Consider the following 26,550-nt stretch of genomic DNA (forward strand, 5'->3'; position numbering starts at 1 on the left):
TTAATTAACGACGTCGGCTTAATTTAATACCTGCATTAAGCACTGGGTTTTGCATACTATAACTGTGGGTGATGGCGATAGCTAGGGCATCAGCAGCATCTTCTGGCGGCATGGCTGGCAATTTAAGTATCTGTTTAACCATATGCTGCACTTGACGCTTCTCTGCTGCACCGGTACCCACAACCGCTTGTTTTATGGCTCTAGGAGCATATTCCCCCACGGGTAAGCCGGCATTCATCGCTGCCACAATAGCACTGCCCCTCGCTTGCCCCAGCTTCAGAGCAGAATCTGGATTCTTAGCCATAAAGACTTGCTCAATGGCAAATAATTCGGGCTTAAATTGACTGATAATTTGAGTCACACCATCAAAGATTTGTTTAAGCCTATCTGGCATATGCTCCGATTGCGTGCGAATACAACCACTGCCCATATAGGTCAGCTTGCGTCCCTGGCAATGGATAATTCCATAGCCTGTAACCCTTGAGCCGGGATCGATACCTAATATAATTGGCATTTACAGACTCGCGGCCACATCAGCACAAATGTCACCGTTATGGTAGACCTCTTGCACATCATCAAGTTCTTCTAGGGCATCAATCAATCTCAGTAGTTTAGGTGCGCTAGACTCATCCAGTTCAGCGCTGGTCGAGGCAATCATGGTCACTTCAGCATTAACCGAGGTAAAGCCTGCTCCATCCAAAACATCTTTAACCGTACCAAACTCTGCTGGGCTGGTATAAATATCAATAGCGCCATCATCATGGTTAACCACATCTTCCGCTCCCGCTTCTAATGCCGCATCCATTAACGCCTCTTCATCGGCATCGGGGCCATAAGAAATGACACCTTTTTTATCAAACAGATAAGCCACTGAACCATCAGTCCCTAAGTTACCACCGGCTTTGGAAAAAGCATGCCGCACGCCTGAAACCGTACGATTACGGTTATCCGTCATACACTCCACCATCACCGCCGTACCCGCAGGGCCATAGCCTTCGTAAATAATGGTTTCAAGCGCTGCCCCCTCTAATTCGCCTGAGCCGCGCTTGATAGCCCGATCGATGACATCTTTAGTCATATTGTTCGATAAAGATTTATCGATGGCCGCACGTAGACGTGGGTTAGCGTCGGCATCTGCGCCACCTTCACGGCTGGCAACAGTCAACTCTCGAATCAATTTAGTGAAGATTTTACCGCGCTTGGCATCTTGAGCCGCCTTTCGATGTTTGATGTTGGACCATTTAGAATGACCAGCCATTTTTCTCTCCCTATAAAATTGCCCCTTAACGGGGCAATTTAAAATCTTCAAATTTATTTACAATACAATCCGTAATAAATTATTCTGACTCTTGTTCGTCTGCCTTAACGAGGCTTGCTATACCAAGCTCAGTTAACTGAGCTTCATTTGCTTCCCCTGGAGCATTGGTTAATGGACACGCTGCGGTAGTGGTTTTCGGGAATGCCATCACATCACGTATAGAAGCAGTATTTGTCATTAACATTACAATACGGTCAAGGCCGAATGCAAGACCTGCGTGTGGTGGTGTTCCATAACGCAGTGCCTCAAGCAAGAAACCAAACTTCTCTTGCGCTTCTTCATCTGAAATACCAAGAAGCTTAAATACCATTGCCTGCATTTCTTGGTTATGGATACGTACCGAACCACCACCTAGCTCACAGCCATTTAATACCATGTCGTAAGCGTCAGAAATGGCGTTTACAGGATCAGCAGCAAGCTCTTCTGGTGTCATGTTGCGTGGTGCTGTAAATGGATGGTGAATGGCGTGCAGCTGCCCATCCACTTCTTCAAACATTGGGAAATCGACAACCCATAGCGGCGCCCACTTATCTTCAACCAGATCTAAATCTTCACCAACTTTCAAACGCAGTGCGCCCATGGCTTCGGCAACAATGGTCTTGTTGTCCGCACCAAACAAAAGAATGTCGCCATCTTTTGATCCCGCACGCTCAGTAATAGCATTAACTACATCGTCGTTTAGGAATTTAGCGATTGGAGATTGCAGCCCCTCAACACCAGAACCAACTTGGTTGACTTTCGCCCAAGCAAGACCCTTAGCACCATAAATACCAACAAATTTGCCGTACTCATCGATATTTTTGCGCGATAATGAAGCACCGCCTGGTACATTAATCACCACAACGCGACCGTTAGCATCGTTTGCTGGTTCTTGGAATACTTTGAATTCAACATCTTTGACAAGATCTGCAACGTCAGTCAATTCCATTGGGTTACGTAAATCTGGTTTGTCAGAACCAAAACGGCGCATCGCTTCGGCATAGCTCATGCGCGGGAAGTCACCCAAATCAACATTCAGTAGCTTCTTAAATAAGCCACGAATCATGTCTTCGGTGATCGCTTGGATTTGATCGGCCGTTAAGAAAGAGGTTTCAATATCAATTTGAGTAAATTCAGGCTGACGGTCGGCACGTAAGTCTTCGTCACGGAAGCACTTCACGATTTGATAGTAGCGATCAAAACCAGACATCATCAGCAACTGCTTAAATAGCTGAGGCGACTGTGGAAGCGCGAAGAATTTACCTTTATGGGTACGGCTTGGTACTAAATAATCACGAGCCCCTTCTGGTGTCGCTTTAGTTAGAATTGGTGTTTCCATATCTAGGAAGCCATTTTCATCTAAATAATTGCGAACCGCACTGGTTACTTTAGAACGGAAGATTAAACGCTCAGTCATTTCTGGACGGCGTAAGTCTAAGTAACGGTATTTTAGACGTTGCTCTTCAGAATTAGTCTGGTTGCTGTCCATGTTAATTGGCAGCGGTGCAGAAGCATTCAAAATGGTTAATTCAAGACCTAAAAGCTCAACTTCACCGGTCTTCATTGTTGAATTGCGTTGCCCTTCAGGACGGAGACGAACACGGCCTTTTACCTGAACACAGAATTCATTACGTAGCTTGTTCGCTGTTTCAAACACGTCTTTTAGATCTGGATCGTATACCACCTGTAAAATGCCTTCACGGTCACGAAGGTCTAGGAAAATTACGCCACCCAAATCACGACGGCGATTCACCCAACCTACAAGGGTAACTTCTTGATCAACCAGAGACGCGTTGATGTCTCCACAATAATGACTACGCATTGAAACGTTTCCTTAAATGCAAACCAGATGCAATTACAAATACAAAAAATTTAATATTGCCCTTATTATAAATAATTACGGGCCATGGCTAAAGCCTTAAAGCTATTATATGACCATAAAACACACAGCTCGAAGTGAGTTTACTACTGTCTCGCCTGAATTAGCTCATTTAGGTCAAATGTGTCTAACCAAATCCTAGCATTTACTTGCTGCCATTGCTTATCATTATCTATGTATTTAAAGCCTAACTTTAATTCAAATGGATAAGGAGAGTTGGCTAGGTAGTCCTTTAATTTCTCAATTTCAACAACTAATTGTTGATGCTCTAGGGGAGGTAATAGCAACAAATGGCGATCCCAAGTTAACTTTTCATAAAAATCAACTGGGTTTTCTTGAGTGTAAAGCCGAAAAACATTATCAATGAATGCTTGTACTTTGTTGGCGTTATAAAGAACTTTTAAGCCATATAAATTATAAAGATTAATGCCTATCAGTAATTTTTTGTCACCCTTTTTTAGCACTTTTTTTATTTTATATTTGAGATACCAGCGCTTAAAAGCTTTTGTAAGAGGCGCTTTAATGATGCCAAAAATCATCAATAAAATGACTAAAAACCAAGGGAACTGCCAGTGATTATACCAATGTGATGACTCTTTAGTGATAGACCACTTCATAATACTATTACGAAAATCGTCTTCGTTGTAATTTTCTAAAACACGATCGAACAGTTCAACCAATTTAGGTAAACCCTTTGTAACCGCAATACTTGACTCTTGGCTCGATAATTCAGCTACGTAGGTTAACTCCAAAGGAACCTTTGACTCAGTCAATATAGAAAGTAAAGGGGTAATCTTATCGACGACATAATCCACTTTGGATTGTTCGAGTAAATTTAAGCCATACTTCAAATTGGCTACTTTAACAATTTCAAACTGACCAAACTGACCAAATAAATCGGCAATGCCATCATAACCTTCAATAATTGCCACTTTGCCACTTTTAAGATCTTCAAGAGAAGCAACCGCTAACGTGTTATTTTGACTGAGTACACCAAACTTTTCAGTAAAGTATGGTTTACTGAAATTTAAGAAGCTCTCTCTTTCACTCAGTGCTCTCATGCTTGCTATGACATCAATATTACCTATGCGAGCCTGTTCCAAGATCTGGTTAAAGTTATCAAAACCAATGTAGTTAAAATTAACGCCTAGATGATGCTGCAAATAATCCAATAAGTCTCGATTGGCCCCTTGGTATTGACCATCATGCTCAAATTCTAACGGAAACCAATTTTTGAGATAAGCAACATTTACTTCCCCTAACCCTCTGATATAGGACAACTCTTCTGAATTTAAGAGGTTTATTCCAGTCTTTAAATCCGTCTGTTGAGGGAGATTCCACTTGTACTCTAATTGGTGCAATCGACTCACTGGAATACTGTCATAGGCTAACTGCAGTTGTTGGGTCAATTTTACCGATTTTTTATTGGTAACAATAAACAGCTCTTGCATGAGCCTACTTGAGTCGACAGGTTTTAAATCCGTCAGTGAATACTGACCAGAATCAAGTAAATGCTGCAGCATGAAACCAGAATCGAGCACGGCTTGTACATTCTTAGCATCAAGCGCTTCTAACTTTTGCTGGGCATCCATTAAATATTTGATATGAACATTAGGATAATACGTTTTGATAAACTCAAGTTGTTCGATGCGAGGGCTGACTGCAACAATTGAGTTATTCTTAATGTTAGAAGAACTTGAGAACAACTGTAACTGCCTAGTATATAGGCTGACTTGCGCAGTTAACTGTTCATCAAAATCAAAACCAGGAGACGCTAAGATGGCATCAACATGGCCTTCTCTTAAAGCAAGCAAAGACTGCTCTTTATTCATCTCAACAAAGGTCAGTTGCTTATCAAGTTTTTGGGAAATTAGTTTCCAGATCCCTATCAATATGCCGTCTAAGTGACCACTGGGATCACGATAACTCAAGGGATAACCAAATAGCGGAGTGGCTATTTTCAAGCTAGCTGGTTTTGATAACTTACCTAACCAATTGTTATTGATCCGATGTTTGGCCTCTTCTGAGATCTGTTCAAACCCCACATCAATAGTTGTCAGCAAGGAAGAGGCAGACGTCTTTATTGCTGGTGCAATCGCTAACCTATTCAAATAAAATGCATTTTCATAGGTGAAAAATTCAACTAAGTCTGTCTCTGTATCATTTTGTTTAAGAAAAAAATCGACCCCAGCAAACGCTTTAATATGACCATGTTTAACCGCTTTTAGCAGGCTAGTTCTATCATCAAAAAACACTAATGTTAATTCAGGGAAATGTTGCTTAAGTGCAGGTAAATGGACTGAGTCCTTTACCACGCCAATACGATAAGGCTTTAATTGTTCGGTTGACTTTAAATTTAACTCTCGGTGACTATAAATATAGCTATCTAGGTATAATAAAGGGTTAGCAAACTGATACTTTTGAGCCCTAGATGGAAGATTGGCCATACCAGCATGGACATCCGCTTGGCCGCTATCTAAAAGTTGTATTGACCCTTGCCAGTCTGCGCCAACAAACTCAACATCAATCCCTGTCTGTTTAGACCAATGTTGCCATTGTTCTATCATCAACCCCTTGGGCATCCCATTGGTGTCAATGTATTGTAAAGGGGCGGAATCTTGGCTAAACGCAACTTTAAGCTTAGTGACTTCTTTAGCTGATATTAAAAATGATATACATGTTACTAAAACACCTAATAGTAATCGACAACATATCTTCACTAACATTTTCCCTAAACACAACAGAGTGATAATCTTTTGCGGTATTAGAGCCTAAAACCCCAAAAAATACCAGTAAAACGACTTGCTGGGTTTTACCCTAGCAAGCTAAAATTACAAAAACTTCCACAAAATAGTATTTTATGACTCACCAAATCGATCAGATATATTCTCAATCTCTTGATAAAGTCTCAGATTTCCAGTTTGATTCTAAAGTGGTTGGGGTTTTTCCCGATATGATCAAACGGTCAGTACCCGGCTATTCACAAATCATCCATGGTATTGGCCAGATCGCTACCAAAACCGTCCAAGAAAACTCTCATGTATACGATTTAGGCTGCTCTCTCGCTGCTGCAAGTCTTGCTATTGGCCGTCATGTAACCAACATCCCCTTTAAAATAAAGGCCATAGACTTCTCCCAAGATATGGTTAATAGGGCGAAAGAACAAATTAGTGCATATAATCTCAATCCAAGTATTGATATTATTTATCAAGATATTAGAGAAACAGAAATTGAAAATGCCTCCTTAGTCATTTTAAATTTCACCATGCAATTCCTAAAGCCAGAAGACCGACAAACCTTAGTAAACAAAATTTATCAAGGACTTAACCCTGGTGGGGCACTCATAGTCTCTGAGAAGTTAAGCTTTAATTCAGCTACTGTTGGTAAGCTAATCGATGATCTCCATTTGGACTTCAAAAGAGCCAATGGCTACAGTGAATTGGAGATAAGTCAAAAACGTTCCGCACTGGAAAACGTAATGAAACCAGACACCCTTGAAACCCATTTAAATCGACTCAAAGAAGCTGGGTTTGAACATAAAAGCGTCTGGCTACAAACCTTAAATTTTGCATCCATGGTGGCAATCAAGTGATCTCTTTTAGTTCTTTTTATCAACAAATCGCCGATGATGTTCTTGCCCATTGGTTAGAAGACCTGCCTAAAATTTTAGGCCAGTGGCAGCATGAAAATAAACATGGAAAATTGCCATCCTGGGAAAAAGTTCTCAATAAACTGCCAAATAACTGTGCCGATTACATCGACTTAGAAAATACGGTAACGATAGGTAAGGCTGATGAACTGGATGCCAGTCAACGTCAAAAAATTCATAATTTGCTGAAAATCTTTATGCCCTGGCGTAAGGGCCCCTATCAAGTTTTTGATACCTTTATTGATACCGAATGGCGTTCCGATTGGAAATGGGAGAGGCTCAAAGATCATATCAGCCCATTAAACAATCGATTAGTGCTCGATGTCGGCTGTGGCAGTGGTTACCATATGTGGCGCATGTTAGGTGCTGGCGCTCGTCGAGTCGTTGGGGTCGATCCTTCGGCATTATTTTTATGTCAATTTGAGGCCATAAAACGCTTAGCTGGAACAGACAAGCCGATCCATCTACTACCTTTGGGAATAGAGCAACTGCCACCATTGGATGCTTTTGATACTGTTTTCTCGATGGGCGTGCTTTACCATAGGCGCTCTCCAATTGAACACATCTTGCAGTTAAAAGATTTACTTCACGGTGGCGGTGAACTTGTCTTAGAAACATTAATCATCGATGGTGATGAGAATACTGTACTCGTGCCTCCTGGTCGCTACGGAAAAATGAATAATGTGTGGTTCTTACCTTCAATCAAAGCGTTAGAGTTATGGCTAGCAAAATGCGGTTTTGAAAATATCAGAGTAGTCAACGAAGATGTTACTGCCTTAGCAGAGCAAAGAGCAACCCCTTGGATGACCAGTGAATCTTTAGTCGACTTTTTAGATCCCAATGACATCGACAAAACGATAGAAGGTCACCCAGCGCCAAAACGTGCTACATTTGTAGCAACAAAGCCAATAAAACCATTATCTTAATAAATAGAGTTTATCAATGATACGAACTATTTTAGCGTTATTAAGCTTGTCATTTGTGAGTGCCTGTAGCATCACCTCAACTACCCCAGGGGTCACCCAGAAGCAGTTAAAATCAGCCCTAGATAAACAGCAGCAGCTAATTGCTTCTCAAATTGCTGAGCAATGTACCCCTCCGAAATTAGTCACCGGCCTACAACAACAAGTTCAAGCCCTTGGCCAATCACTGCAACAAATAGACGATAAAAAGTTAACGATGCAAATGGCCCAGACAATGCCGAAATGCCCTGAAACTCCTAGTATGCAAGATAAAATGATCTTAGGCGCAATTGAAAATGCCTATTTAAGTACCTTTAAAACACAATTAGTCGCAAGAATTGATACAGGCGCCGAATCCTCATCTTTAGATGCCCGAGAGATCCAAAACTTTGAGCGCGATGGCGATGACTGGGTTAGGTTTACCTTAATCAATGGTCAGCAACCCATAGTGCATGAAGCTAAAGTTGTCCGTTTTGTCAATATTAGACAATCTGCAACCAATAATGCAGACAGAAGGCCAGTGATTCATGCACATTTGCAAATAGGCAGTTATGGCCAAACAACTGAAATAAACTTGACGGACCGTTCCCATCTTGACTATCCCCTATTGCTAGGCAGAAAGTTCATCAAAGATATTGCCATTGTTGATGTATCTAAAGAGTTGTTCCAAGGTGAACCTACTAAGCCAATTTCACGCCAAAAGGATAACTAATGCAATCGCGCAAACCTTTTTATTTATTTATTAGCATTTTATTTATTGTCGGCATCATCACGACTGCCTTTCGACATATTGAACAAGATGTGCCTTTAGTGCCTGGCGAGCAAATCCAAAGTTGGGCAATTGATGCCAAACTCTCTTTTCAAGGCTCAGGTGAACCGGTTGAGCTCACATTTGCCCTACCTTCAGACCCTGCTTTTGAAATTATTGAAGAAAATGCGACATCTTCAGGTTATGGCTTAACCATTGCAGAAAACCAACAAGGCAGACGAGCACTTTGGAGTCACCGTCAACCCCAAGGCAATCAACAGCTTTTTTATAGCGCGACCTTAATTCCTACTAAGCAAACCCAATTACTGCAAGATGAGGAACCGCAAGCCCCTAGCCCTGTAGTGTGGGATGACGAATACCGAGGCGCAGCTACTGAAGTTATTGAAACCGCTTGGCAAAAGAGCGCTAGCGCTTATTCTTTTGCTTTAGAAATAGCCAAAATGATGACCTCAGATTCCCCTAGTCAAAACATTGCCCTGCTTAATAATGCGTTTAAACGAGATAAACTGCTACTAAACTTCATGCACAGTGCTGGTTACCCAGCTAAAAATATGCATGTGCTCATGCTCGAGGATCAGCGCCGCCGTCAAAAATTGGTCACTATGGTAGCGTTTTATGAAGAGGGGCAATGGCAACTTATCAACCCTGATACTGGCATCATTGGTCGCCCGAAAAATGCTCTGGTTTGGGATTTTAAACAATCCTCTATACTGGATGTGATTGGTGCTAAAAACTCCACTGTCAGCTTTTCTATGCTTGAAAAGCAAAGCTCGGCTTTAAAAACAGCAGTTGATGTGATTGATCAGCAAACTGATTGGGATTTCTCTCTCTATCAGTTGCCGATTGAAGAGCAAAGTCTTTTTAAAGGGATTTTGTTGTTGCCTGTTGGGGTATTAGTTGTGGTCTTTTTAAGAGTTCTGGTGGGCATCAAAACCTCTGGTACCTTTATGCCCGTACTCATTGCCATGGCTTTTATACAAACTACCTTGTTGACTGGTTTAATCGGCTTTCTGCTGATTGTGTCGATCGGTTTGATGATCCGCTCTTACCTGTCCAATTTAAACTTATTACTCATATCAAGAATATCCGCAGTCGTCATAGTGGTAATAGGTATTATTGCCATATTCACCCTACTCGCTTTTAAATTAGGATTAAATGAAGGCCTGACCATTACTTTCTTTCCTATGATCATTTTGGCATGGACGATAGAAAGAATGTCGATTTTATGGGAAGAGGAAGGCCCAAAAGAGGTGTTCGTCCAAGGCGGTGGAAGTTTATTTGTAGCCGTACTGACCTATCTAGCAATGAACTCTAATTGGATTCAGCACTGGGTATTTAACTTTTTAGGATTACACTTAATCATTCTGGCATTGGTGCTGATGATGGGCCAATACACTGGCTATCGTTTACTAGAACTTAAACGATTTCACCCTTTCGTGGAGAGAGGTTAATGTTCGCTAGCCCGAAAGCACTAGCCGCCAAGGGTGTGCTAGGTATGAATAAACGAAATATTGATTATATTGGCCGCTATAACCCTAGACGCCTCTATAAATTCGTGGATGATAAACTATCGACCAAACAACTGGCTATAGATAATAATATCCACAGTCCTGGGTTAATTGGCGTTATCAGCCAACAACATGATATCGCCATGGTACCTAAACTCGTTCAAGGAAAATCTGGGTTCGTAGTTAAACCCGCCCAAGGAAGTGGCGGTAAAGGGATCATGGTGATCACTAAGGTTAAGGATGGTCGCTTTTATAAACCTAATGGGGATGAAATTACTCATGAGGAAATGACCCGTCATGTGTCTAATACCCTAAGTGGCCTATTTACCCTTGGTGGTAAACCTGATGTGGCAATGATTGAAGAGTTAATTCAATTTGACCCTGTATTTGATGGCTTTAGTTTTGAAGGGGTGCCAGATATTCGCTTGATCATTTTTAAAGGGTTCCCTGTAATGGGCATGCTGCGTTTATCAACTAAAGCTTCTGATGGTAAGGCTAACCTTCATCAAGGTGCGGTTGGTGTAGGTTTAGATCTAGCCAACGGCCAAGGATTATACGCCGTACAGTTTGATAGAAAAGTCGAATACCACCCTGATACTGGCCGCAAACTCAATGAGATTAAAGTGCCCCATTGGGATAAGCTTTTACATTTAGCCGCGGGTTGCTATGAAATGTCAGGCCTTGGCTATTTAGGAACCGACATGGTTCTTGATGTTGAACACGGGCCCTTGTTACTAGAATTAAATGCTCGCCCTGGACTTGCTATTCAAATTGCCAATGATCAAGGTATATTACCAAGGCTAAAACAAATTGAAGCCTTAGGTGAACAGAATATGGATGTTGAACAAAGAATTGCGTACTCTAAAAAGCATTTTTCTACTGCTCACGCTTAGTTGTGTTATCACTGATTCAGCTGCCATTGAAGGTCAACTTTGGCAGCGTTTTCAGCAATGTCAGCAAGCCTTACCCAGTACCGACCTTTATCAACAATTTGCGATTGCCGAACGCGCAACTTTACTGCAAAGGCAAGAGCTGCCAATTTATAACTTATTTGATTATCTTGATTATCTTAATCAGACACCGTTGAAGCTTAATCAAGAGCTACAAGGTGCGTTCTTGGGCTGTCAAACTCGATTAAAAAAGCATCTACTTGATCACATTCAATTACTCAAGAAAAGTGGCTTTATTAGTGAGCTAGCACAGGCCAAGCAACCTCATTTACAAAAATTAAGCCAAGCCTATTTAACACTCGAAACGATTTTATTGACTTTTGAGTTAAAAAACCTAACCACTAAAGCCAATTATTTATCGCTACTTAGGCAAAGGACGCACATAACCTTAAAAAATCAGGCTTGTCATAATGAACACTACCCCAACGGGCTGATTAATTTACGTCAGCTCAATCGTTACTTCTTAACAACTTCTGAAGAGTGCGGCCAACAAGCATGGCAGCAAAGCCGTCAGTTAAATGATCAAACGTTCAATCAACAATTGAGTCAGGATAGCTCTCTTCCTAGCCAATTACATTTTGTCGAACCAAAACGCTTAGAAAAGTATTTAGCCAAAATAAACCAAAACCCACTATTGGTTAAACCATGGCAGCTACCCAAACAATTAATGTTAGAAGCTCGTCCACCAGCTTGGGATAGTTATCAAAGAATGATGGAGATTTTAGCTGCACTTAACTATCAGATAGAGCCCATTATTCCACTCAATAGCAGTGATAAACAGCAGCCCCAAAGAGTGAGAATATGGTCCAAAAAACGTCCTGTTGCTGAACTTTTGATACAAACGGCTGATAACAATTATGCTCAAGTAATTCAAAAAGGAGTGATTGGAACACAACTTGCGCAGATACATCTTTATCAAAGAGCGCAGATAACAACCCCTCAGCAGCAACAGCAATGGCTAATGATGCTCGCTAAAATATTTAAAGTCATTGCCAACCCAAATGCTTTTTATTTGTTATCCCATTCCGCTGATGATGCTGAGCTGGATAACTTATATCAATATTGGTTTGTTGATACCTTCAAAAAAGACAGTCATTGGCAACGAATATATGATCAAAGCCAATGGTTCAAACACAGTTATCAGTCTCAAGTTTTTGTGAGTAAGAACTTTTCCAATAAAATCCACTTTAAAGAGCGATTACAAGGTGTCAAATATTTGCAGCAGGCATTAATGCCGCCCCTTGCCAGTTACCTCAACAAACATCATTGTGATTCTGTTATTGCTTGTTATCGCACACTTTTTAGCAGTGAAAATAACAATGATTTAATTTGGGTTTATAATCAAATTACCGGAAAAAAACTGACAAAAACAAGCTTTTGGGAGCACTTAGAGAATGAAGTCTATCAATTTGATAATACTAATACTGATCTCACTGCCGGCATGCAGTCAATTACCCGAAAATAAACGTGTGCAATCGTTACAAAAACTACAACAAACCTTTGAACCTAAGCTCTATCAACTGCCCCCAAGAATTCAAGGCCATTATGGCCTAAGAATGTTTCGTCTCAGTGGTAAAGAAGAGTATCTACAAAGCAGTTTAATTGATTTATATTCTGTCACTGACGCACAGCGATTTTATGCCTGTTCAAGTGATGATCAAGCCTTTATAAAGCACCAAGCGAACATCATGATCGACCAGCTTGGCAACGGTCCTCGTGCTCGAGCTCGTAAAAAGGCCATTCAACCGTGGCCTGAATTTATCTTCTATGCCGATGCACTACTTCGCTATGGTTCAAGGATAGACGCCCTTGGATTTTACAGCCCTTGCCACTCCAAAATGCTGCAAGCGTTAAAAGATTATGATCTTACTGAGGCTATCACTGATCCGGCAATGATCAAAAGCTGGGCGGCTCAACTTGCCAATTATGTCTATTGGTCGGAGCAACTAAACTCTGGTGATTACATCGCCGCCTATACCAAAGCCTTCAAAAATGTCTATGCCGACGACAAAGACAGTAACTTAAGTAAAAGACAGTTTAAGAATAAAATCTATGGAATGACACATTTCATTTTCGCCGCTAGCCATTACTATCAAAAACGAATTAGTGCTAAAGAATTCAAATGGATTTTAGATTACTTCCAAAACAACATCGATCGCATTATTAATGAAACGTCTAATGACGTCATTGCTGAAGTTGGCGTAAGCTTCTTATTAGCCGAACAGTATCAGCACCCTGTCGTTGCTCGCTGCCAAGATCATATTATCAGTCAAATTGATCCCCATTATAATATGATCTTATCTCCAAGCGGTCGCTTCGATCTGGCCAGCGGTGAACACAGAAATATGCTTGCCCTAATGCTATTAAATGGTATGCAATCCCCCTTACACCCAGGACCTAATTTAGCCAGTTACTCCCAGCTAGCAAGTTATCTTCCCAAGGGACTACAACCTCTGCCAAAGTAAACCAATACCCCTACAAAAAAACCCGTTTGTTAACGGGTTTTTTTATGAGCAAATATTGCTTTATTAAATCACGCCTAGTTCGCGCAAACGTTCCATTAGATAAGTTTTAGCAGTATGACGCTCTGATAAAACCACTTCTGGATTAGGGTGTAAAAACAGTGGTAATGAGATCCGCGACTTAGTGACCTGTTCACCCGTTGGATTAATCACTCGGTGAGTGGTCGACGGGAAGTAGCCCCCTGACGCTTCTTGTAGCATATCCCCAATGTTAATAATTAAATTACCAAAATCACTAGGAACATCAATCCAATTGCCATCTCTGCCTTTCACCTGCAAACCCGGCTCATTCGCCGCAGGTAAAAGAGTAATTAAATTAATATCCTCATGGGCCGCCGCTCGAATGGCACCTGCTGGCTCATCACCTTGCATAGGTGGATAATGAAGAATACGCAGTAACGTTTGTTGCGAATTCTCAATCATCTTACTTAAGGCAATTGAATATTTTTCTGATACAGACTCAGGAGAATGAGCTTCGATCCAGCTTAACAATTGAGCAGCTAGTTCAGTCGTATTTTTGTAATACAGCTCGATATTTTCCCTAAGCTCTTCTGGCATTTGACCCCATGGGTAGAAATGAAAATACTCTTTAATATCTTTTTGGGTGTGACCTTTCGCCGTTTCCGATACCTCAGAAGAAAAAAAACCATCTTGAGTGTCTTTATTATAGGTAAATTCCGTTTTGCGGTCGCTGTTGAAAAATTCTTGCCATTGCTGATAAATAGTTTCAACCAAATCTTGATCTATAGGATGATTTTTTAAAACACCAAAACCTGTGTCATGTAAAGATTTTACAAATTCTGCTTCACAATTTTCACTCAGAAAATCTATGGCTTCTAATTTCATTTTTATTTTTAACCTTATCAAAAAACGCTGTAAGTTTAACGAGTAGTAACATTGCTCTCAAGCACCCTACCCCTAAGGTGTCACAATACACAGGATGTTGCACGGTTTTTGTGCAACATTTGTGGGCATCCCTAAGCAAGCACCGAATTAGTGCAAAAGAAAACTTCTATTAACGCCAACTCACTTATTACACTGGTAATATTTTTGGCATAGCTCTTGCCTTTCAAGTATAGATAATTATTTGGAGGCCAAATGAAAAAGCCAATTAATATAGTGTTTAGTGACATTGATGGTTGCTTACTCGACCATCATAATTACCAGGATAAAGCTGCCCAAGCGGCTTTAACTTGGTTGCAAAAAGGCCATTTCCCATTAGTGTTAGTAAGTTCCAAAACCCTTTCTGAAATGACTGAATTGCAAAGGAAATGGCAACTTGATACGCCGATGATCATCGAGAATGGCAGCGCTATCGCCTTCCCTAAAAGTCATTACAGCGAAAAACAAATCGAGCAAGCATACAGTCATGGTAATTATTGGCTCAGGGCATTAACGGAAAAAATAGATACCGTTGCTTTGCTTGAAAACTTTCAACATTGCGCTAAGACCTTCAGTCAAATGGACATCGAACAATTAATGGCATTAACGGATTTAGAGGCCGAACAAGCACGACAGGCACAAGACAGGCTATTTAGTGATCCTATTTATTGGTCAGGCAGTCCGCAGCAACTGGCCCAATTTAAACAACACTGTCATCAGCTTGGGATCAAAGTTAACCAAGGGGGGCGTTTTATACACCTCGATAATGGCGCAGATAAAGGTTACGCCGTTAATAAACTGATTGAGTTGTTAACCCAGATCCAACCCCAACTTAATCCCATTTGCAGTTTGGCTCTGGGAGATGGTGAAAACGACTTGCCTATGCTCAAAGTATGCGACTTCGCCGCTCAAATCGCTTCACCTAGTCATCATTTCCCAAGTTTTAGTCACCCTAATTTATTTCGTAGTCAACAATATGGACCGGCTGGTTGGTTCGAAGCTATTGAATACTTTTTTTCTCGTCGTCAATTGGCCTAAGGAGAGCGTAAGATGTCCGATTTTCACCAAAGTGGTAGTGTCACGACTTTACATAACCTAGAGACTCACTCCCTTGAAGAAATGGAATATGAACTCAATCATTTTTCTCGTTTCAGACCTATGGGATTGATCCTACCTTCACTGTTTAGTGAGCTCGAAGGGCCTGCACTCAAGCATATTGTAAAAGAATTAGAACAGGCCGATTATCTCAATCAAATTGTTATCGGGCTTGATAAAGCCGATTTCGAACAATACCAATACGCCAATGAATTCTTTAGCTCATTACCTCAAGAACATGCCATTTTATGGAATGATGGCCCAAGACTAAGAGCCATTGATCGCGAACTTGCAAAGTATGATCTTGCTCCTAAAGAAGCAGGTAAAGGCCGAAATGTATGGTACTGTATGGGTTATATGCTGGCCACTGGTAAAGCCGAAGCGATAGCTTTGCATGACTGTGACATTACCACTTACGATCGTTCTATGCTGGCAAAGTTGTTGTATCCCGTGGCTCACCCGCAATTTCAATTCGAATTTTGTAAAGGTTATTATGCCCGAGTCGCGGATAACAAAATCAATGGTCGAGTATCTAGACTATTAGTGACTCCATTACTTCGGGCCTTACAAAAAGTTTTAGGTCATCACGACTATTTAGAATTTTTAGATAGCTTTCGCTATCCCCTCGCCGGAGAGTTCTCATTTAGAAAGGATGTATTAACTGATATTCGCATTCCTAGCGATTGGGGATTAGAAATTGGGGTATTGTCCGAAATGTACCGTAATTACTCTTCTAACCGCATTTGTCAGGCCGACATCGCCAAACATTATGATCATAAACATCAGGATTTATCTTTAGAAGACAAAACTAAAGGTTTATCTAAAATGTCTATTGATATCAGTAAAGCCATATTTAGGAAACTGGCAACTTGCGGTGTAACCATTGATTCAGAAACATTTCGAACCATTAAAGCCTGCTACTTCAGAATCGCCTTAGATTTTGTCGAAAGTTACCAAAAAGATGCGTTAATGAATGGCTTACAGTTAGATGTACACCAAGAAGAAAAGGCCGTAGAAATGTTTGCTCAAAATATTCTTCAGGCTGGGCAAATTTTCCTCGACAATCCTGCAGAGCGACCTTTTATTCCAAGTTGGTCTCGTGTTCAAGCTGCTATACCCGATATTTTTGACCGTCTTGCAGAAGCTGTTGAGTTAGATGCTAAAGAATTAAGAGGAAAATTAAGTGAGTCAGCATAATTTATTGTCGACCCAGTTACAGGCCCTGCTAGCACCGGTTTACTCATTATCTGAAACGGAATTTACTGATTTATGTGAACAGCTATTAGCAATAATGGGTCTTAATAAAAATGCGGTAAAGAATGAACTCGAACAACATTTATGGGATGAGAACGATGTCTTTTTGATTACCTATGGTGACAGCATCAATCACCCTCACAAGCCATCTCTGCAATGTTTAGAGCAGTTCATGCATAAATATGTTGATCATTTTACTGGTGTTCATATTTTACCTTTTTACCCCTACTCTTCAGACGATGGCTTTGCCGTGATTGATTATACATCGGTCAATGAATCCTTAGGTAACTGGAATCATATCAGTCGCTTCGCACAAGCCTACCGATTAATGGCGGATTTGGTCATTAATCACGGTTCAAGCCGTTCCATTTGGTTCGAACAATTTTGTAATGGCGTTGAACCGGGTAGTTACATGTTCTATCAAGGCAATCCCGCGGATGACCTATCAAAAGTCGTCAGACCGAGAACCAGTCCGTTACTCAGAAAGGTGGATACTTTAAATGGAGAAAAGCATCTATGGTGCACCTTTAGTCACGACCAAATTGACTTCAATTTTGAAGACCCCCGTGTCTTTGTACAGTTTATAAAAATCATCGCTTTTTATTTAGAAAAGGGCATCCGTATCTTTAGACTCGATGCCGTGGCCTTTTTATGGAAGGAAGTAGGTACTGACTGCCTGAATTTACCGCAAACTCATCAGCTAATAAAAGTGATCAGACTGCTTATTGAGCAAGTAGCACCGAATGCCATTATCATCAGCGAAACGAATCTACCCAATGAACAAAATCTAAGCTACTTTGGTAACAGCAATGAAGCCCATAGTATTTATAACTTTTCGCTACCACCGTTATTACTTCATACTTTAACTACGGGGAATTCTCAGGCGCTGACACGCTGGTTAATGGCGCTGCCCCCTTGTGTCGCAGGCAATTGTTATCTCAATTTCATAGCTTCACATGATGGCATAGGGTTAAGGCCTGTCGAAGGGTTGTTGAGCGCTCAACAAATACAAAACCTAGTGCAACATGCTCTTGATTGTAATGGCCAAGTCTCTTTCAGAAAAGTTGACCAACAACAGCAAAAGCCTTACGAGCTCAATATTGCACTGTTTGATGCTATGTCTCGAATGCAATCCCAATCCAAAGATAGTTTACAAATCTCGAGGTTTATCGCGGCACATGTGGTCATGCTTTCTATCGAGGGGATCCCAGCATTTTACCTGCACTCTTTGTTAGCAACTCAAAACGATATTAATCGATTTGAAAACTCAGGGCACAAACGCCATATCAATCGACGTCGATATTTGGTTGATGAAATTGAGTCTGCACTGGGCGATAAAAATAACCATCAACATAAGGTTTTCACTGAACTTAATCAAATTATCAAGATCCGCCAACAACAAAAGGCATTCCATCCCAATGCCACTCAATTTACCCTGCAATTAGGTAGCAAATTTATTGGCTTGTGGCGTCAATCATTAGACAAAAAGCAGTCCATATTTTGTGTGATTAACATCAGCTGTGAAACGGCATTGTTCTCCCTTGCCGAATTAAACTTAATTGATGGTCAAAATTGGTATGATTTACTCGGCCATGATATTGGTCAAGATCCATTTTCTGAGCTACGGGTTGAGCCTTACCAATGCCTGTGGATCACAAATATATGATCTAAAAATGGCTGCGATTGCAGCCATTTGGTTATTGATAAATGAAGCAAATACCCCACCATGCGATGCTGTTCGGCATCGCTAGGTCGCTCACTTTCCTGATTTTAGATGACGCTGAATGCGCAAACGACGCTCTGCACTGAATTGATCATCCTTAGGTTTATCTGGATTATTAACTCTCGAGCGACGCTCTTTAAAAGCTGGCTTTGAATTTAACTTAGCTAAGAAAGCATCACGATTTTGAATTTCATAACCTGATTGCACAATGCGCTTTATTCTCTGGCCGATTAATTGCTCAACCTGCATAACGGTTAGTTCTTCTTCGCGATTCACAAAAGACACCGCAGAACCTCGTTGCCCAGCTCGACCGGTGCGACCAATACGATGAACGTAGTCCTCTGCCAGGAAAGGCATGTCATAGTTAACCACATGAGGCAGAGATTCAATATCCAAACCACGAGCGGCTACATCGGTTGCCACCATCACTCTTGCTTGGCCGGATTTAAATTCATCAAGCGCTCGACGACGAGCACTTTGGGCACGATCTCCATGGCAAAGTACAGCCTTAATGCCATCTAGCTTAAGCTCTTTTACAATATTATTGGCGGTTTCTTTGTAGTTAACAAAAACCAATACCTGCTGCCAGTTCTTTCGACCAATGAGCTCTGCGAGTAATTCGGTTTTACGATCCCCATCAACAGGATAAAGAACATGGGAAATGGTTGAGGCGGTGGTGTTAGCTCGTTCAACTTCAATTCGCTTTGGCTTCCTTAAAATATCAGCAGCCAGAGCATTAAGTTGCTTAGAAACGGTCGCAGAGAACATCATAATTTGCGGTGAGGAATTTACCTCCATCATGATTGCACGCACTTTACTGATAAAACCCATATCCAAAATACGATCAGCTTCATCGAATACTAAATGACTAATATTTTCAATATTGAGATTTTCAAGCTCAATGTGTTCCCATAAACGACCAGGGGTTGCAACCACAATGTCTGCACCATCGCTGAGTTTGCGTTCTTGGGATGACATCTTGACGCCTCCATAAACACTCACCACCTTCAAATTGGTATATTTGACATAAGCACTGATATTGTCGGCAATTTGCGCAACTAACTCACGAGTAGGTGCCAAAATTAACGCCTTGGTCGTGTATGGGCTCGCTGGAGAATTATCTTTTAATAGGTGATTGATAATAGGAAGAGCGAAAGCGGCGGTCTTGCCTGTTCCAGTTTGAGCGGTGGCAAGGATATCCTGACCTCGCTTGGCAACTGGCAATGCCTGTTGTTGAATTGGGGTTAATTTCTGATAACCACATTCTTCAAGCGCTTTGAGCAACTCCTCACTAAACCCTTGGGATGAAAATAGCATAATATTAGTATTCCTAGTTATCAGGTGAAATATGGGTGGGCATCATAATCTAACTTGAGCAAAATTTCTCGTCATTATCGACAAAACTGCACTTTTACTCATTAAAGATCCTATCGCTCACACCCATATAGTACAAATTAGCATTAAATTGGCCCATTTCCACATTGGAATTTTAATGGTTACAAGGCAAGTTAGATATGAATAATTAAAAGGATTGATTATGTATAAATATAATAATAAATGGCTAAGGGGCTTTTTGCTAATGGCAACAGCCTCATTCGCTATGACCGCTTGTAATGATGACAAAGAGACTGTCACCACTGTTCCAGTCGCCCCTCCCCCTGTAATTGAGGCTCCAGCACCTGACCGTACCTTTCCTCAAGGCGCAATTATGATTGAAGCGGGTGACGGTCTCACCACGCGACTCCAAGAAGCCTTAATTAATGCTCAAGCAGGTGATGTAATCGTTCTGCCAAAAGGCCGTCACATGATTGACTCTACTCTCTCATTTGATGGTTCATCTGCGACAAATGTCTCTATTTTGGGTTATGGCATGGAGCAAACCATCCTTGATTTTAGCGGTTCACAAGATGGTGATGGTATTTTTGTGCAAAACGCCAAAAATATTTTGATGGAAGATCTATCTGTTTATGAAGCCAATAACAACGGCATTAAGCTTAAAAACTCCAATGGCATCATATTACGTAGAGTTGGGGCTGTCTGGGAAGGTGAACTCAATCAAGGTAATGGTGCCTATGGTTTATACCCTGTAGAATGTGAAAACATTCTTATTGAAGACAGTTATTCCCGCGGCAGTGCTGATGCTGGTATTTACGTAGGCCAATCGAAATATATTGTGGTGCGTCGTAACCTAGCCCTAGAAAACGTTGCAGGTATTGAAATTGAAAACTCAATGTACGCTGATGTTTATGATAACGTTGCGCGTGGTAACACCGGTGGTATTTTAGTATTCGACTTACCCATTGGTAATCATAGATACGGCTCGAGTGTGCGTATCTTTAATAATATTGTCGATGCTAATAACACCCATAACTTTGCAAATGCTTCAGCGAATCCAGCCGGTGTTCATATCGTCCCTCCTGGCACCGGTATGATTATTCTCTCCACTCGTGATGTTGAGATCTTCAATAACACCATCACCAATCATGATTCAATGGCTATTGCCATCTCAAGCTTTTTTATTGCTGAGCAAGATAAGTTAGAGCCTGACTTACTGCCTTTCGTTGAGCAATATACGCCTATTATGGTGGATGGATGGCGCCCAATTCCGCGCAACATTCATATTCATCACAATACAATTGAACGCTCAGGTCTAAGCCCTAACGGTAAATTAATTGAAGATATCATCCTTGCCTATCTTGCTCTAAGAAAGGATTTTCCTGATATTTTATACGACGGTATTGGTCCTTTAATTGCCAATAGTGGTGGCCTATTGCCTCTCGGTGAAGCGCCCTTTGCAGAGGATGGTAGTGACAATATCTGTGTGAATAACAATGGCACAGCATCTATTGGACAATTATTTAAAACCGGTTTAGATCTTGCAAATCCAGATACCCTGTTGGAAAAGCCCGCAGAAGGTACTGAGAATACTTTACTATTTTGTAGTCAACCACCGCTACCAACCCATGCAGTGACGTTTGCTGGTGAGCAATTCGGCTGTAATATCGATGATGATTTTGCCGGCTGTGACAGTCCCACGATTGTTGAAAATGAAGGTGGCATTGGCTTTGGTACTGGTGGTCTAAGTGGCGATGGTGACCTTAGCTTATGTAGTGCTGGTGAAGGCGCGAACTGGACTGCGCTGTTAGGGGCAAACTGTCCTAAGCTGTCTGACTACAATCTTTTTGTAGACCCTAGTGACCCAACTAAAAACGCCAATTCGGGTGGTTTAGCGTATGATTTGAATACCCAATTATTCACTGACTATGCCAGTAAATATCGTTATGTATTTATCCCTGAAGGTGAAAGTGCTGAGTTTAATGCTACTGAAGTCTTTAACTTCCCTGTCGGCACGGTGATCACTAAAACTTTTGCAATGCCAGCTAATACCGCTAATCGTGGTATCGCTAATGAAAGCCTGATTGAGACACGACTGCTTATCCGCCGCGTTGATGGTTGGGCGGCGTTACCTTATGTTTGGAATGCAGAAAAAACCGATGCGGTACTGACTAAAGCCGGTGCTTCGCAAAATATGATGATCAGTCATAACGGTCAAGATTATGATTTCAATTATAAAGTACCTAACATTAATGATTGTAAGCAATGTCATCAATTTAAAGCAGATGCAAACTCTGCTGCAGAGTTCTTGCCTATTGGTCCTAAAGCTCGCAACCTTAACAAGGACTTTGATCATGGTGCCGGTGCTATCAATCAACTTACTGCGTGGGCTCAAGCGGGTATCTTAGTTAACTTACCAGAACTTAGCAGTGTCGACAGCGTACCAAGTTTCAATGATACAGATGCCGCAGCGATTGCAACCATGTCCGATACGGATCTAATGGCCAATGCTAAAGCATACTTAGACATTAACTGTGCCCATTGTCATCGCCCAGAGGGTAATGCTTCAAATACTGGTTTAAAACTAGAATATGGACGCAGTTACGCATCCGATCCTTTCGGTCATGGTACTTGTAAATCGCCGGTCGCCTACGGGGGCGGTAATCTAAGTTATGATACTGTACCTGGTGATGCGGATAACTCTATTATGCATTATCGAATGGCTTCGACTGATCCAGGTGATCGAATGCCAGAGATCGGGCGCTCGTTGGCCCACCTTGAGGGTGTGGCACTGATAAAAGAGTGGATCAATCGCTTACCAGCAGCAGACTGTTCACCTCAGTAAATTAACTTTTAACGTTTAAGGCCGCATTTTGCGGCCTTTTTTGGAGTACCAATGAGAGTCTTACTTAGTTGGCTCATTCTGGCCATATTGAGCGCCTGTGATTCAACCACAGGACCTTTAGAAAATACTAATGTCCAAGCAGAACAAAGCATCACTGACATCCCTGTCACTGAAGATAACTTGCAAGACAATAATCCACAGTGTCAAATCAATGCTCAACAGATCCAGTGGCAAACTCTAGCGACTCAAAATTGCCAATACTTATCAAGTTATGGTCTTTTTAGTGACCCACAAAACCCTACCAGTGCAGCCAATAATGGCATCGCCTATGAATTAAACAGTGCACTTTTCTCAGACTATGCGAGTAAATATCGCTTTATTTTCTTGCCTCAAGGTGAGCAAATGACATTAGCTTGGCCAACCATGTCCTTTCCTATTGGCACTGTGCTCAGCAAGACTTTTGCTATGCCAACTGATAGTCAGCTTACTGGCTTTAGCAATGAGCGCTTACTTGAAACGCGGTTGTTAATTTTGAGGGAAGATGGTTGGCATGGGTTAACCTATCAGTGGCAAGGTCAACAAGCGCAAAGATTGCAAGTTGGTGCTAGGATTGCGATTGAATTAAACCATCAAGATCAGCTTCTCAGATTCGATTACCAGATCCCATCAGAAATTGATTGCATCACCTGTCATCAACAATTCAGAGATGGGCAACTCGCTAGCCACCCTATCGGCCCCAAGCCAAGGCTATTAAATCGTGCGGCAACGACAAGTAATAATTTGAATCAACTTCACTACTGGCAACAGCAGGGATACTTACGCCCCTACGATAAAACCATTACCATTGAACCCATGGCCATGTTAGGCAACAACGTTAACCTTGAATTACAAGCTAGGGGCTATCTCGACATTAACTGTGGCCATTGTCACCAAGCCAACGGCAGCGGAAGTGTCTCTGGTTTGAGGCTAACATTTGCAACCGATCCCCACAGTCATCAATATGGTATTTGTAAGCAACCGCCAGGTTGGGATGGGGGCCCCTTAGGCTTGGATTTTGATATCGTACCTGCAAACGCGGACAGATCGATAATTCCCTATCGCATGCAATTAACAGATGCAAAAGACAAAATGCCTGCATTAGGAAGGCAAGTCGAAGATACAGAGGGGGTACAATTGATCAAACAATGGATTAATTCATTAGATCCAAGTTTAGGGAATTGCTATTAAGTTATCTTGTTGCAGCTGTTTAAAAAGTCACTGATCCTTTGCTGATGCCACCTTTTAAAACAGTGATGTAAATTACTAGGATCACTCAGCCCTAGCTGCTCAGCGATTTGTATCATCGATAGCTCAGTTGTTAACAACAACTTTTTTGCTTGTGATGATCTGATTTGATCCCAGATTTGTCGATAGCTGGTATCGCATTGAGCCAACCGCCGCTTTAACGTTCGCACACTCATATTGAGCTTCTGCGCCAGTTGTTCAACCCCTAAGGCCATGGGTAGATTTTCAGCCATCAAACTATAGATTTTCTCGCACAAACTATGCTGTTGTAAATGTGGAGAAAAATATTCTAAATCACTGTGTTGGTTGGCCAAACTTTGTATTTTGCACAGAGGCATCGTTAAGGATAAAGTATGAATATTGACCGTTAATGGTTGCTGCACTCCTCGTTGCTTTAAGAAGTTACCCAAGTGACGTTGGTGAAATTGCAACAGCCACAAAGCAAGATGACGCCGACTATTATCCTCAATAAACTGTACCGTTACGTGGTCTTCGCCAGTCATTACATAAATATCAACTAAACCAAAACTCAGTCGATATTCATCATTTAAGCTCTGCAGTAAAGCCTGAATATCATCTCTAGCAATGGGCTTTCGGGGAAGATAATAGTGGTGAAGCTGCCACGATAGATGATCATAATGCATAAGTTGCAAGAACACCGGCTCAACCAAATAAGCTGGAATAAAGCGGCAATACTCGATGAAGGAAACTTGATTTGTGAACTTGTCACTAAACCGATACCAAGACTCTCCATTTAAATGTTGAGCCAAGCTCTCAAGCAATGGCTTGAGTAACTGGCAACTCAGAAGTTGGTCACCGATTAATGTCTGGGAGAAGTATTGATTCATCGTATGCTTTTATTATTTTTTTATAAAAAAAGCATAGGATCTGTTTGTAAGCAATGATGCTTATCAATAGCAACAAAAAAACCGCCCGTAGGCGGTTTTTAGTTCACACTTAACAATTAAGCGTAAACGAAGTCTAAGTGAACTAGCTTAGGCTTGAAAGAGTGACGTTGAACGTCTTGTACTTTAACAGTGATATCTTGACCATCTAGCTTGATAGTTAGAGTTTCAGTGAAGAACTCTTGCTTCTCTTGCGCGTGGTAAGCAGCATCGTGTGCTAAAGTAATGCTTACAGGCTCTTTACCTTTACCGTAGATAACAGCAGGTAGTTGTTCAGCGTGACGTAGGCGGCGGCTCGCACCCTTCCCGATAACTTCACGTTTAGTAGCTTCTAAAACGATAGACATAATAAATTCTCTCTTTAAATAAATAAAAACTCGCAACTTTTGCGACCAAAGCTGCGAGGGCGACGAAGTCTAACACAGAGGAGTTTATTGTTTCAAGTTAAGCTGACGGTTAATTACCACAAATGCCGGTAACTTTGCATAACCTATAAAGCAAACTTGTCATAGATATCCGGACGATAAGACAAGCTTCCGCCTTCAGCCCAAGTGGTAAAATAATCGATATAAACAGGCAGCGGTTGTTGCAGTTTATGCCAACTCTCTTCCTTGGTGGGTTTATCTTTGGTTAAGATTTGCCAACGTTGCTGACTGATGGCGTAATCTGACACAATTTTTTCAGCTAATAAAAGCGCCTTTTCAACCCGAATACAGCCGTGGGAAATGGCCCTTTCTGATTTTTTAAAATCATGTTTAAAAGGTGTATCATGCAAGTAGATATCATCTTGATTAGCCATATAAAACTTAACTTTACCAAGGGAGTTGAACTCACCTGGGCGCTGACGCAAGAAGATATTATGGGCAACATTTTCGAGATCAATATCTTGGTAAGAAAATATCTGTCCTTGCAAATTAAAAAACTCAAATCCCTGCTTAAGCATCGATTCAGGCTTTACTCTTACCTTTTCAACCAAACTAGGTTCCATCGATTTAGGCACATTCCAGAAAGGATTGACAATAATCGATTTCAACGTTTCACGCATGACTGGAGTTTGATGAACTTTAGAACCCGCAACAATGTTCGTAGTGAAGACGACTTTTCCCGCTTGCACCATACGCAACTTATATTCCGGGATGTTTACCAAGATATAATCTTCATCTTGATGTGATGATAGATATTGTAACCTTTTGAAGCTATGGGCCAATGACCAAGCTCGTTGTGTTGGTGAGACATTTATCCAATCCAAAGTGGCCAACGTTAATTTACCCGAAGGCAAAATATTATGACGCTTCTGAAACCGCTTTAGGGCAATCATTAAATTCGCATCATAAATCAGTGTGCCATCGTTCTTGTCAAGGTCGCCCAAAATTTGTAAGCGTCGCTTAATCACCCCAATAATGGCATGCTTATCCCCTAACACTAATGATTTGTTGAGCGAGATTTTAGACCAAGAATGATGCCTCAAACCATCGAGTCTGGCCAAGTGATGAGTAAAAACGTCAATGTTAACGGCTTCCTCAGAAAAGCCTGGTACTAATAAATGGTTCGAGCCCTTAGCCATAAGCGCTTTATCAACAAAATAATCAGTATATAACTCGCTTATCTCTTCATCTGTTAATTGTTGCTGAGCAAACAACGGCATTTGCAGAATACAAATTACTGCCCCTAACAGCCTTAACAACTTCACG

21 protein-coding genes are annotated in these 26,550 nt (G+C 41.3%); 12 read left to right on the plus strand and 9 right to left on the minus strand.

The annotated features are described in order from the left end of the window. Positions 1-4: 4 nt before the first annotated feature. The 4 genes from ruvC to GFB48_RS07195 form a co-directional block, all read right to left on the minus strand. Positions 5-514: a crossover junction endodeoxyribonuclease RuvC gene (ruvC, locus tag GFB48_RS07180; RefSeq protein ID WP_163933230.1), complete on the minus strand. Its 510-nt coding sequence runs from the start codon at positions 512-514 to the stop codon at positions 5-7. Continuing rightward, positions 515-1,258, minus strand: a complete 744-nt coding sequence (locus tag GFB48_RS07185; protein ID WP_163933233.1) for a YebC/PmpR family DNA-binding transcriptional regulator — start codon at positions 1,256-1,258, stop codon at positions 515-517. Between the two features lie 79 nt (positions 1,259-1,337). After that, a complete protein-coding gene (aspS, locus tag GFB48_RS07190) occupies positions 1,338-3,119 on the minus strand; it encodes an aspartate--tRNA ligase (protein ID WP_163933236.1) in 1,782 nt (593 codons plus the stop codon). Positions 3,120-3,262: 143 nt separating this feature from the next. Beyond that, positions 3,263-5,902 (minus strand): transporter substrate-binding domain-containing protein, encoded by a 2,640-nt coding sequence (locus GFB48_RS07195; protein ID WP_256377990.1) that lies wholly within the window; start codon positions 5,900-5,902, stop codon positions 3,263-3,265. Positions 5,903-6,036: 134 nt separating this feature from the next. Here GFB48_RS07195 and cmoA point away from each other — a divergent pair, with 134 nt between their 5' ends. From cmoA to GFB48_RS07230, 7 genes are read left to right on the plus strand one after another with little or no spacing between them, the layout of a single operon-like run. Continuing rightward, positions 6,037-6,768, plus strand: a complete 732-nt coding sequence (gene cmoA, locus GFB48_RS07200) for a carboxy-S-adenosyl-L-methionine synthase CmoA (RefSeq protein WP_163933241.1) — start codon at positions 6,037-6,039, stop codon at positions 6,766-6,768. Then, a complete protein-coding gene (cmoB, locus tag GFB48_RS07205) occupies positions 6,765-7,751 on the plus strand; it encodes a tRNA 5-methoxyuridine(34)/uridine 5-oxyacetic acid(34) synthase CmoB (RefSeq protein WP_163933245.1) in 987 nt (328 codons plus the stop codon). Before cmoA ends, cmoB begins: the two co-directional genes overlap by 4 nt. 16 nt (positions 7,752-7,767) lie before the next feature. Then, positions 7,768-8,499, plus strand: a complete 732-nt coding sequence (locus tag GFB48_RS07210; RefSeq protein WP_163933248.1) for an ATP-dependent zinc protease — start codon at positions 7,768-7,770, stop codon at positions 8,497-8,499. Beyond that, positions 8,499-10,007: an inactive transglutaminase family protein gene (locus GFB48_RS07215; protein ID WP_163933251.1), complete on the plus strand. Its 1,509-nt coding sequence runs from the start codon at positions 8,499-8,501 to the stop codon at positions 10,005-10,007. The genes GFB48_RS07210 and GFB48_RS07215 overlap by 1 nt, the downstream gene beginning before the upstream one ends. Next, positions 10,007-10,957 carry an alpha-L-glutamate ligase-like protein gene (locus GFB48_RS07220; protein WP_163933254.1) on the plus strand — a complete coding sequence of 317 codons (951 nt, stop codon included), beginning with the start codon at positions 10,007-10,009 and terminating at the stop codon, positions 10,955-10,957. Before GFB48_RS07215 ends, GFB48_RS07220 begins: the two co-directional genes overlap by 1 nt. Then, the gene (locus GFB48_RS07225; RefSeq protein WP_163933257.1) at positions 10,902-12,479 is read left to right on the plus strand and encodes a hypothetical protein; all 1,578 of its coding nucleotides are present in this window, start codon (positions 10,902-10,904) and stop codon (positions 12,477-12,479) included. Before GFB48_RS07220 ends, GFB48_RS07225 begins: the two co-directional genes overlap by 56 nt. Then, a complete protein-coding gene (locus GFB48_RS07230; RefSeq protein ID WP_163933260.1) occupies positions 12,409-13,479 on the plus strand; it encodes a DUF3541 domain-containing protein in 1,071 nt (356 codons plus the stop codon). The genes GFB48_RS07225 and GFB48_RS07230 overlap by 71 nt, the downstream gene beginning before the upstream one ends. Positions 13,480-13,542: 63 nt before the next feature. Here GFB48_RS07230 and GFB48_RS07235 read toward each other — a convergent pair whose 3' ends face one another. Further along, a complete protein-coding gene (locus GFB48_RS07235; protein ID WP_163933263.1) occupies positions 13,543-14,382 on the minus strand; it encodes an isopenicillin N synthase family oxygenase in 840 nt (279 codons plus the stop codon). Positions 14,383-14,634: 252 nt separating this feature from the next. Between GFB48_RS07235 and GFB48_RS07240 the strand changes: the two genes are divergently transcribed. The 3 genes from GFB48_RS07240 to GFB48_RS07250 are packed head-to-tail and all read left to right on the plus strand — an operon-like array spanning position 14,635 to position 18,433. Continuing rightward, the gene (locus tag GFB48_RS07240) at positions 14,635-15,456 is read left to right on the plus strand and encodes a mannosyl-3-phosphoglycerate phosphatase (protein WP_163933266.1); all 822 of its coding nucleotides are present in this window, start codon (positions 14,635-14,637) and stop codon (positions 15,454-15,456) included. A gap of 12 nt (positions 15,457-15,468) precedes the next feature. Continuing rightward, positions 15,469-16,710: a glycosyl transferase gene (locus GFB48_RS07245; RefSeq protein WP_163933269.1), complete on the plus strand. Its 1,242-nt coding sequence runs from the start codon at positions 15,469-15,471 to the stop codon at positions 16,708-16,710. Next, the gene (locus GFB48_RS07250; RefSeq protein WP_205597697.1) at positions 16,697-18,433 is read left to right on the plus strand and encodes a sugar phosphorylase; all 1,737 of its coding nucleotides are present in this window, start codon (positions 16,697-16,699) and stop codon (positions 18,431-18,433) included. Before GFB48_RS07245 ends, GFB48_RS07250 begins: the two co-directional genes overlap by 14 nt. Positions 18,434-18,523: 90 nt before the next feature. On the opposite strand, the gene GFB48_RS07255 is transcribed toward GFB48_RS07250, so the two are convergent. After that, the gene (locus tag GFB48_RS07255; RefSeq protein WP_163933272.1) at positions 18,524-19,807 is read right to left on the minus strand and encodes a DEAD/DEAH box helicase; all 1,284 of its coding nucleotides are present in this window, start codon (positions 19,805-19,807) and stop codon (positions 18,524-18,526) included. A 283-nt stretch (positions 19,808-20,090) separates the two neighbouring features. Here GFB48_RS07255 and GFB48_RS07260 point away from each other — a divergent pair, with 283 nt between their 5' ends. Both GFB48_RS07260 and GFB48_RS07265 read left to right on the plus strand, forming a co-directional pair. Beyond that, positions 20,091-22,670, plus strand: a complete 2,580-nt coding sequence (locus GFB48_RS07260) for a parallel beta-helix domain-containing protein (protein WP_240464842.1) — start codon at positions 20,091-20,093, stop codon at positions 22,668-22,670. A 51-nt stretch (positions 22,671-22,721) separates the two neighbouring features. Beyond that, entirely contained in the window at positions 22,722-23,897 is a 1,176-nt protein-coding gene (locus tag GFB48_RS07265) for an SO2930 family diheme c-type cytochrome (protein ID WP_163933277.1), read from the plus strand. Here the strand turns inward: GFB48_RS07265 and GFB48_RS07270 are convergent. The 3 genes from GFB48_RS07270 to GFB48_RS07280 all read right to left on the minus strand — a co-directional run bounded on the left by GFB48_RS07270 (position 23,894) and on the right by GFB48_RS07280 (position 26,549). Then, positions 23,894-24,802: a helix-turn-helix transcriptional regulator gene (locus tag GFB48_RS07270; protein ID WP_163933281.1), complete on the minus strand. Its 909-nt coding sequence runs from the start codon at positions 24,800-24,802 to the stop codon at positions 23,894-23,896. The genes GFB48_RS07265 and GFB48_RS07270 overlap by 4 nt on opposite strands. A 116-nt stretch (positions 24,803-24,918) precedes the next feature. Then, positions 24,919-25,206 (minus strand): 50S ribosomal protein L25, encoded by a 288-nt coding sequence (rplY, locus tag GFB48_RS07275; RefSeq protein WP_163933284.1) that lies wholly within the window; start codon positions 25,204-25,206, stop codon positions 24,919-24,921. 143 nt (positions 25,207-25,349) lie between these two features. Beyond that, positions 25,350-26,549 (minus strand): L,D-transpeptidase family protein, encoded by a 1,200-nt coding sequence (locus GFB48_RS07280; protein ID WP_163933287.1) that lies wholly within the window; start codon positions 26,547-26,549, stop codon positions 25,350-25,352. Between the last annotated feature and the right edge of the window lies 1 nt (position 26,550).

Source organism: Paraferrimonas sp. SM1919, from assembly GCF_010993985.1.
Taxonomy (GTDB): Bacteria; Pseudomonadota; Gammaproteobacteria; order Enterobacterales; family Shewanellaceae; genus SM1919.

Excerpts from the sequence above, each read along its gene's own strand:
- GFB48_RS07240 (WP_163933266.1), top strand. The coding sequence starts at position 14,635 with ATGAAAAAGCCAATTAATATAGTGTTTAGTGACATTGATGGTTGCTTA.
- GFB48_RS07255 (WP_163933272.1), bottom strand. The coding sequence starts at position 19,807 with ATGCTATTTTCATCCCAAGGGTTTAGTGAGGAGTTGCTCAAAGCGCTT.
- GFB48_RS07210 (WP_163933248.1), top strand. The coding sequence starts at position 7,768 with ATGATACGAACTATTTTAGCGTTATTAAGCTTGTCATTTGTGAGTGCC.
- GFB48_RS07235 (WP_163933263.1), bottom strand. The coding sequence starts at position 14,382 with ATGAAATTAGAAGCCATAGATTTTCTGAGTGAAAATTGTGAAGCAGAA.
- GFB48_RS07260 (WP_240464842.1), top strand. The coding sequence starts at position 20,091 with ATGACCGCTTGTAATGATGACAAAGAGACTGTCACCACTGTTCCAGTC.
- GFB48_RS07185 (WP_163933233.1), bottom strand. The coding sequence starts at position 1,258 with ATGGCTGGTCATTCTAAATGGTCCAACATCAAACATCGAAAGGCGGCT.
- rplY (WP_163933284.1), bottom strand. The coding sequence starts at position 25,206 with ATGTCTATCGTTTTAGAAGCTACTAAACGTGAAGTTATCGGGAAGGGT.
- GFB48_RS07265 (WP_163933277.1), top strand. The coding sequence starts at position 22,722 with ATGAGAGTCTTACTTAGTTGGCTCATTCTGGCCATATTGAGCGCCTGT.
- cmoA (WP_163933241.1), top strand. The coding sequence starts at position 6,037 with ATGACTCACCAAATCGATCAGATATATTCTCAATCTCTTGATAAAGTC.
- GFB48_RS07195 (WP_256377990.1), bottom strand. The coding sequence starts at position 5,902 with ATGTTAGTGAAGATATGTTGTCGATTACTATTAGGTGTTTTAGTAACA.
- GFB48_RS07225 (WP_163933257.1), top strand. The coding sequence starts at position 10,902 with ATGTTGAACAAAGAATTGCGTACTCTAAAAAGCATTTTTCTACTGCTC.
- GFB48_RS07230 (WP_163933260.1), top strand. The coding sequence starts at position 12,409 with ATGAAGTCTATCAATTTGATAATACTAATACTGATCTCACTGCCGGCA.
- aspS (WP_163933236.1), bottom strand. The coding sequence starts at position 3,119 with ATGCGTAGTCATTATTGTGGAGACATCAACGCGTCTCTGGTTGATCAA.
- GFB48_RS07270 (WP_163933281.1), bottom strand. The coding sequence starts at position 24,802 with ATGAATCAATACTTCTCCCAGACATTAATCGGTGACCAACTTCTGAGT.
- GFB48_RS07215 (WP_163933251.1), top strand. The coding sequence starts at position 8,499 with ATGCAATCGCGCAAACCTTTTTATTTATTTATTAGCATTTTATTTATT.
- ruvC (WP_163933230.1), bottom strand. The coding sequence starts at position 514 with ATGCCAATTATATTAGGTATCGATCCCGGCTCAAGGGTTACAGGCTAT.
- GFB48_RS07220 (WP_163933254.1), top strand. The coding sequence starts at position 10,007 with ATGTTCGCTAGCCCGAAAGCACTAGCCGCCAAGGGTGTGCTAGGTATG.
- GFB48_RS07245 (WP_163933269.1), top strand. The coding sequence starts at position 15,469 with ATGTCCGATTTTCACCAAAGTGGTAGTGTCACGACTTTACATAACCTA.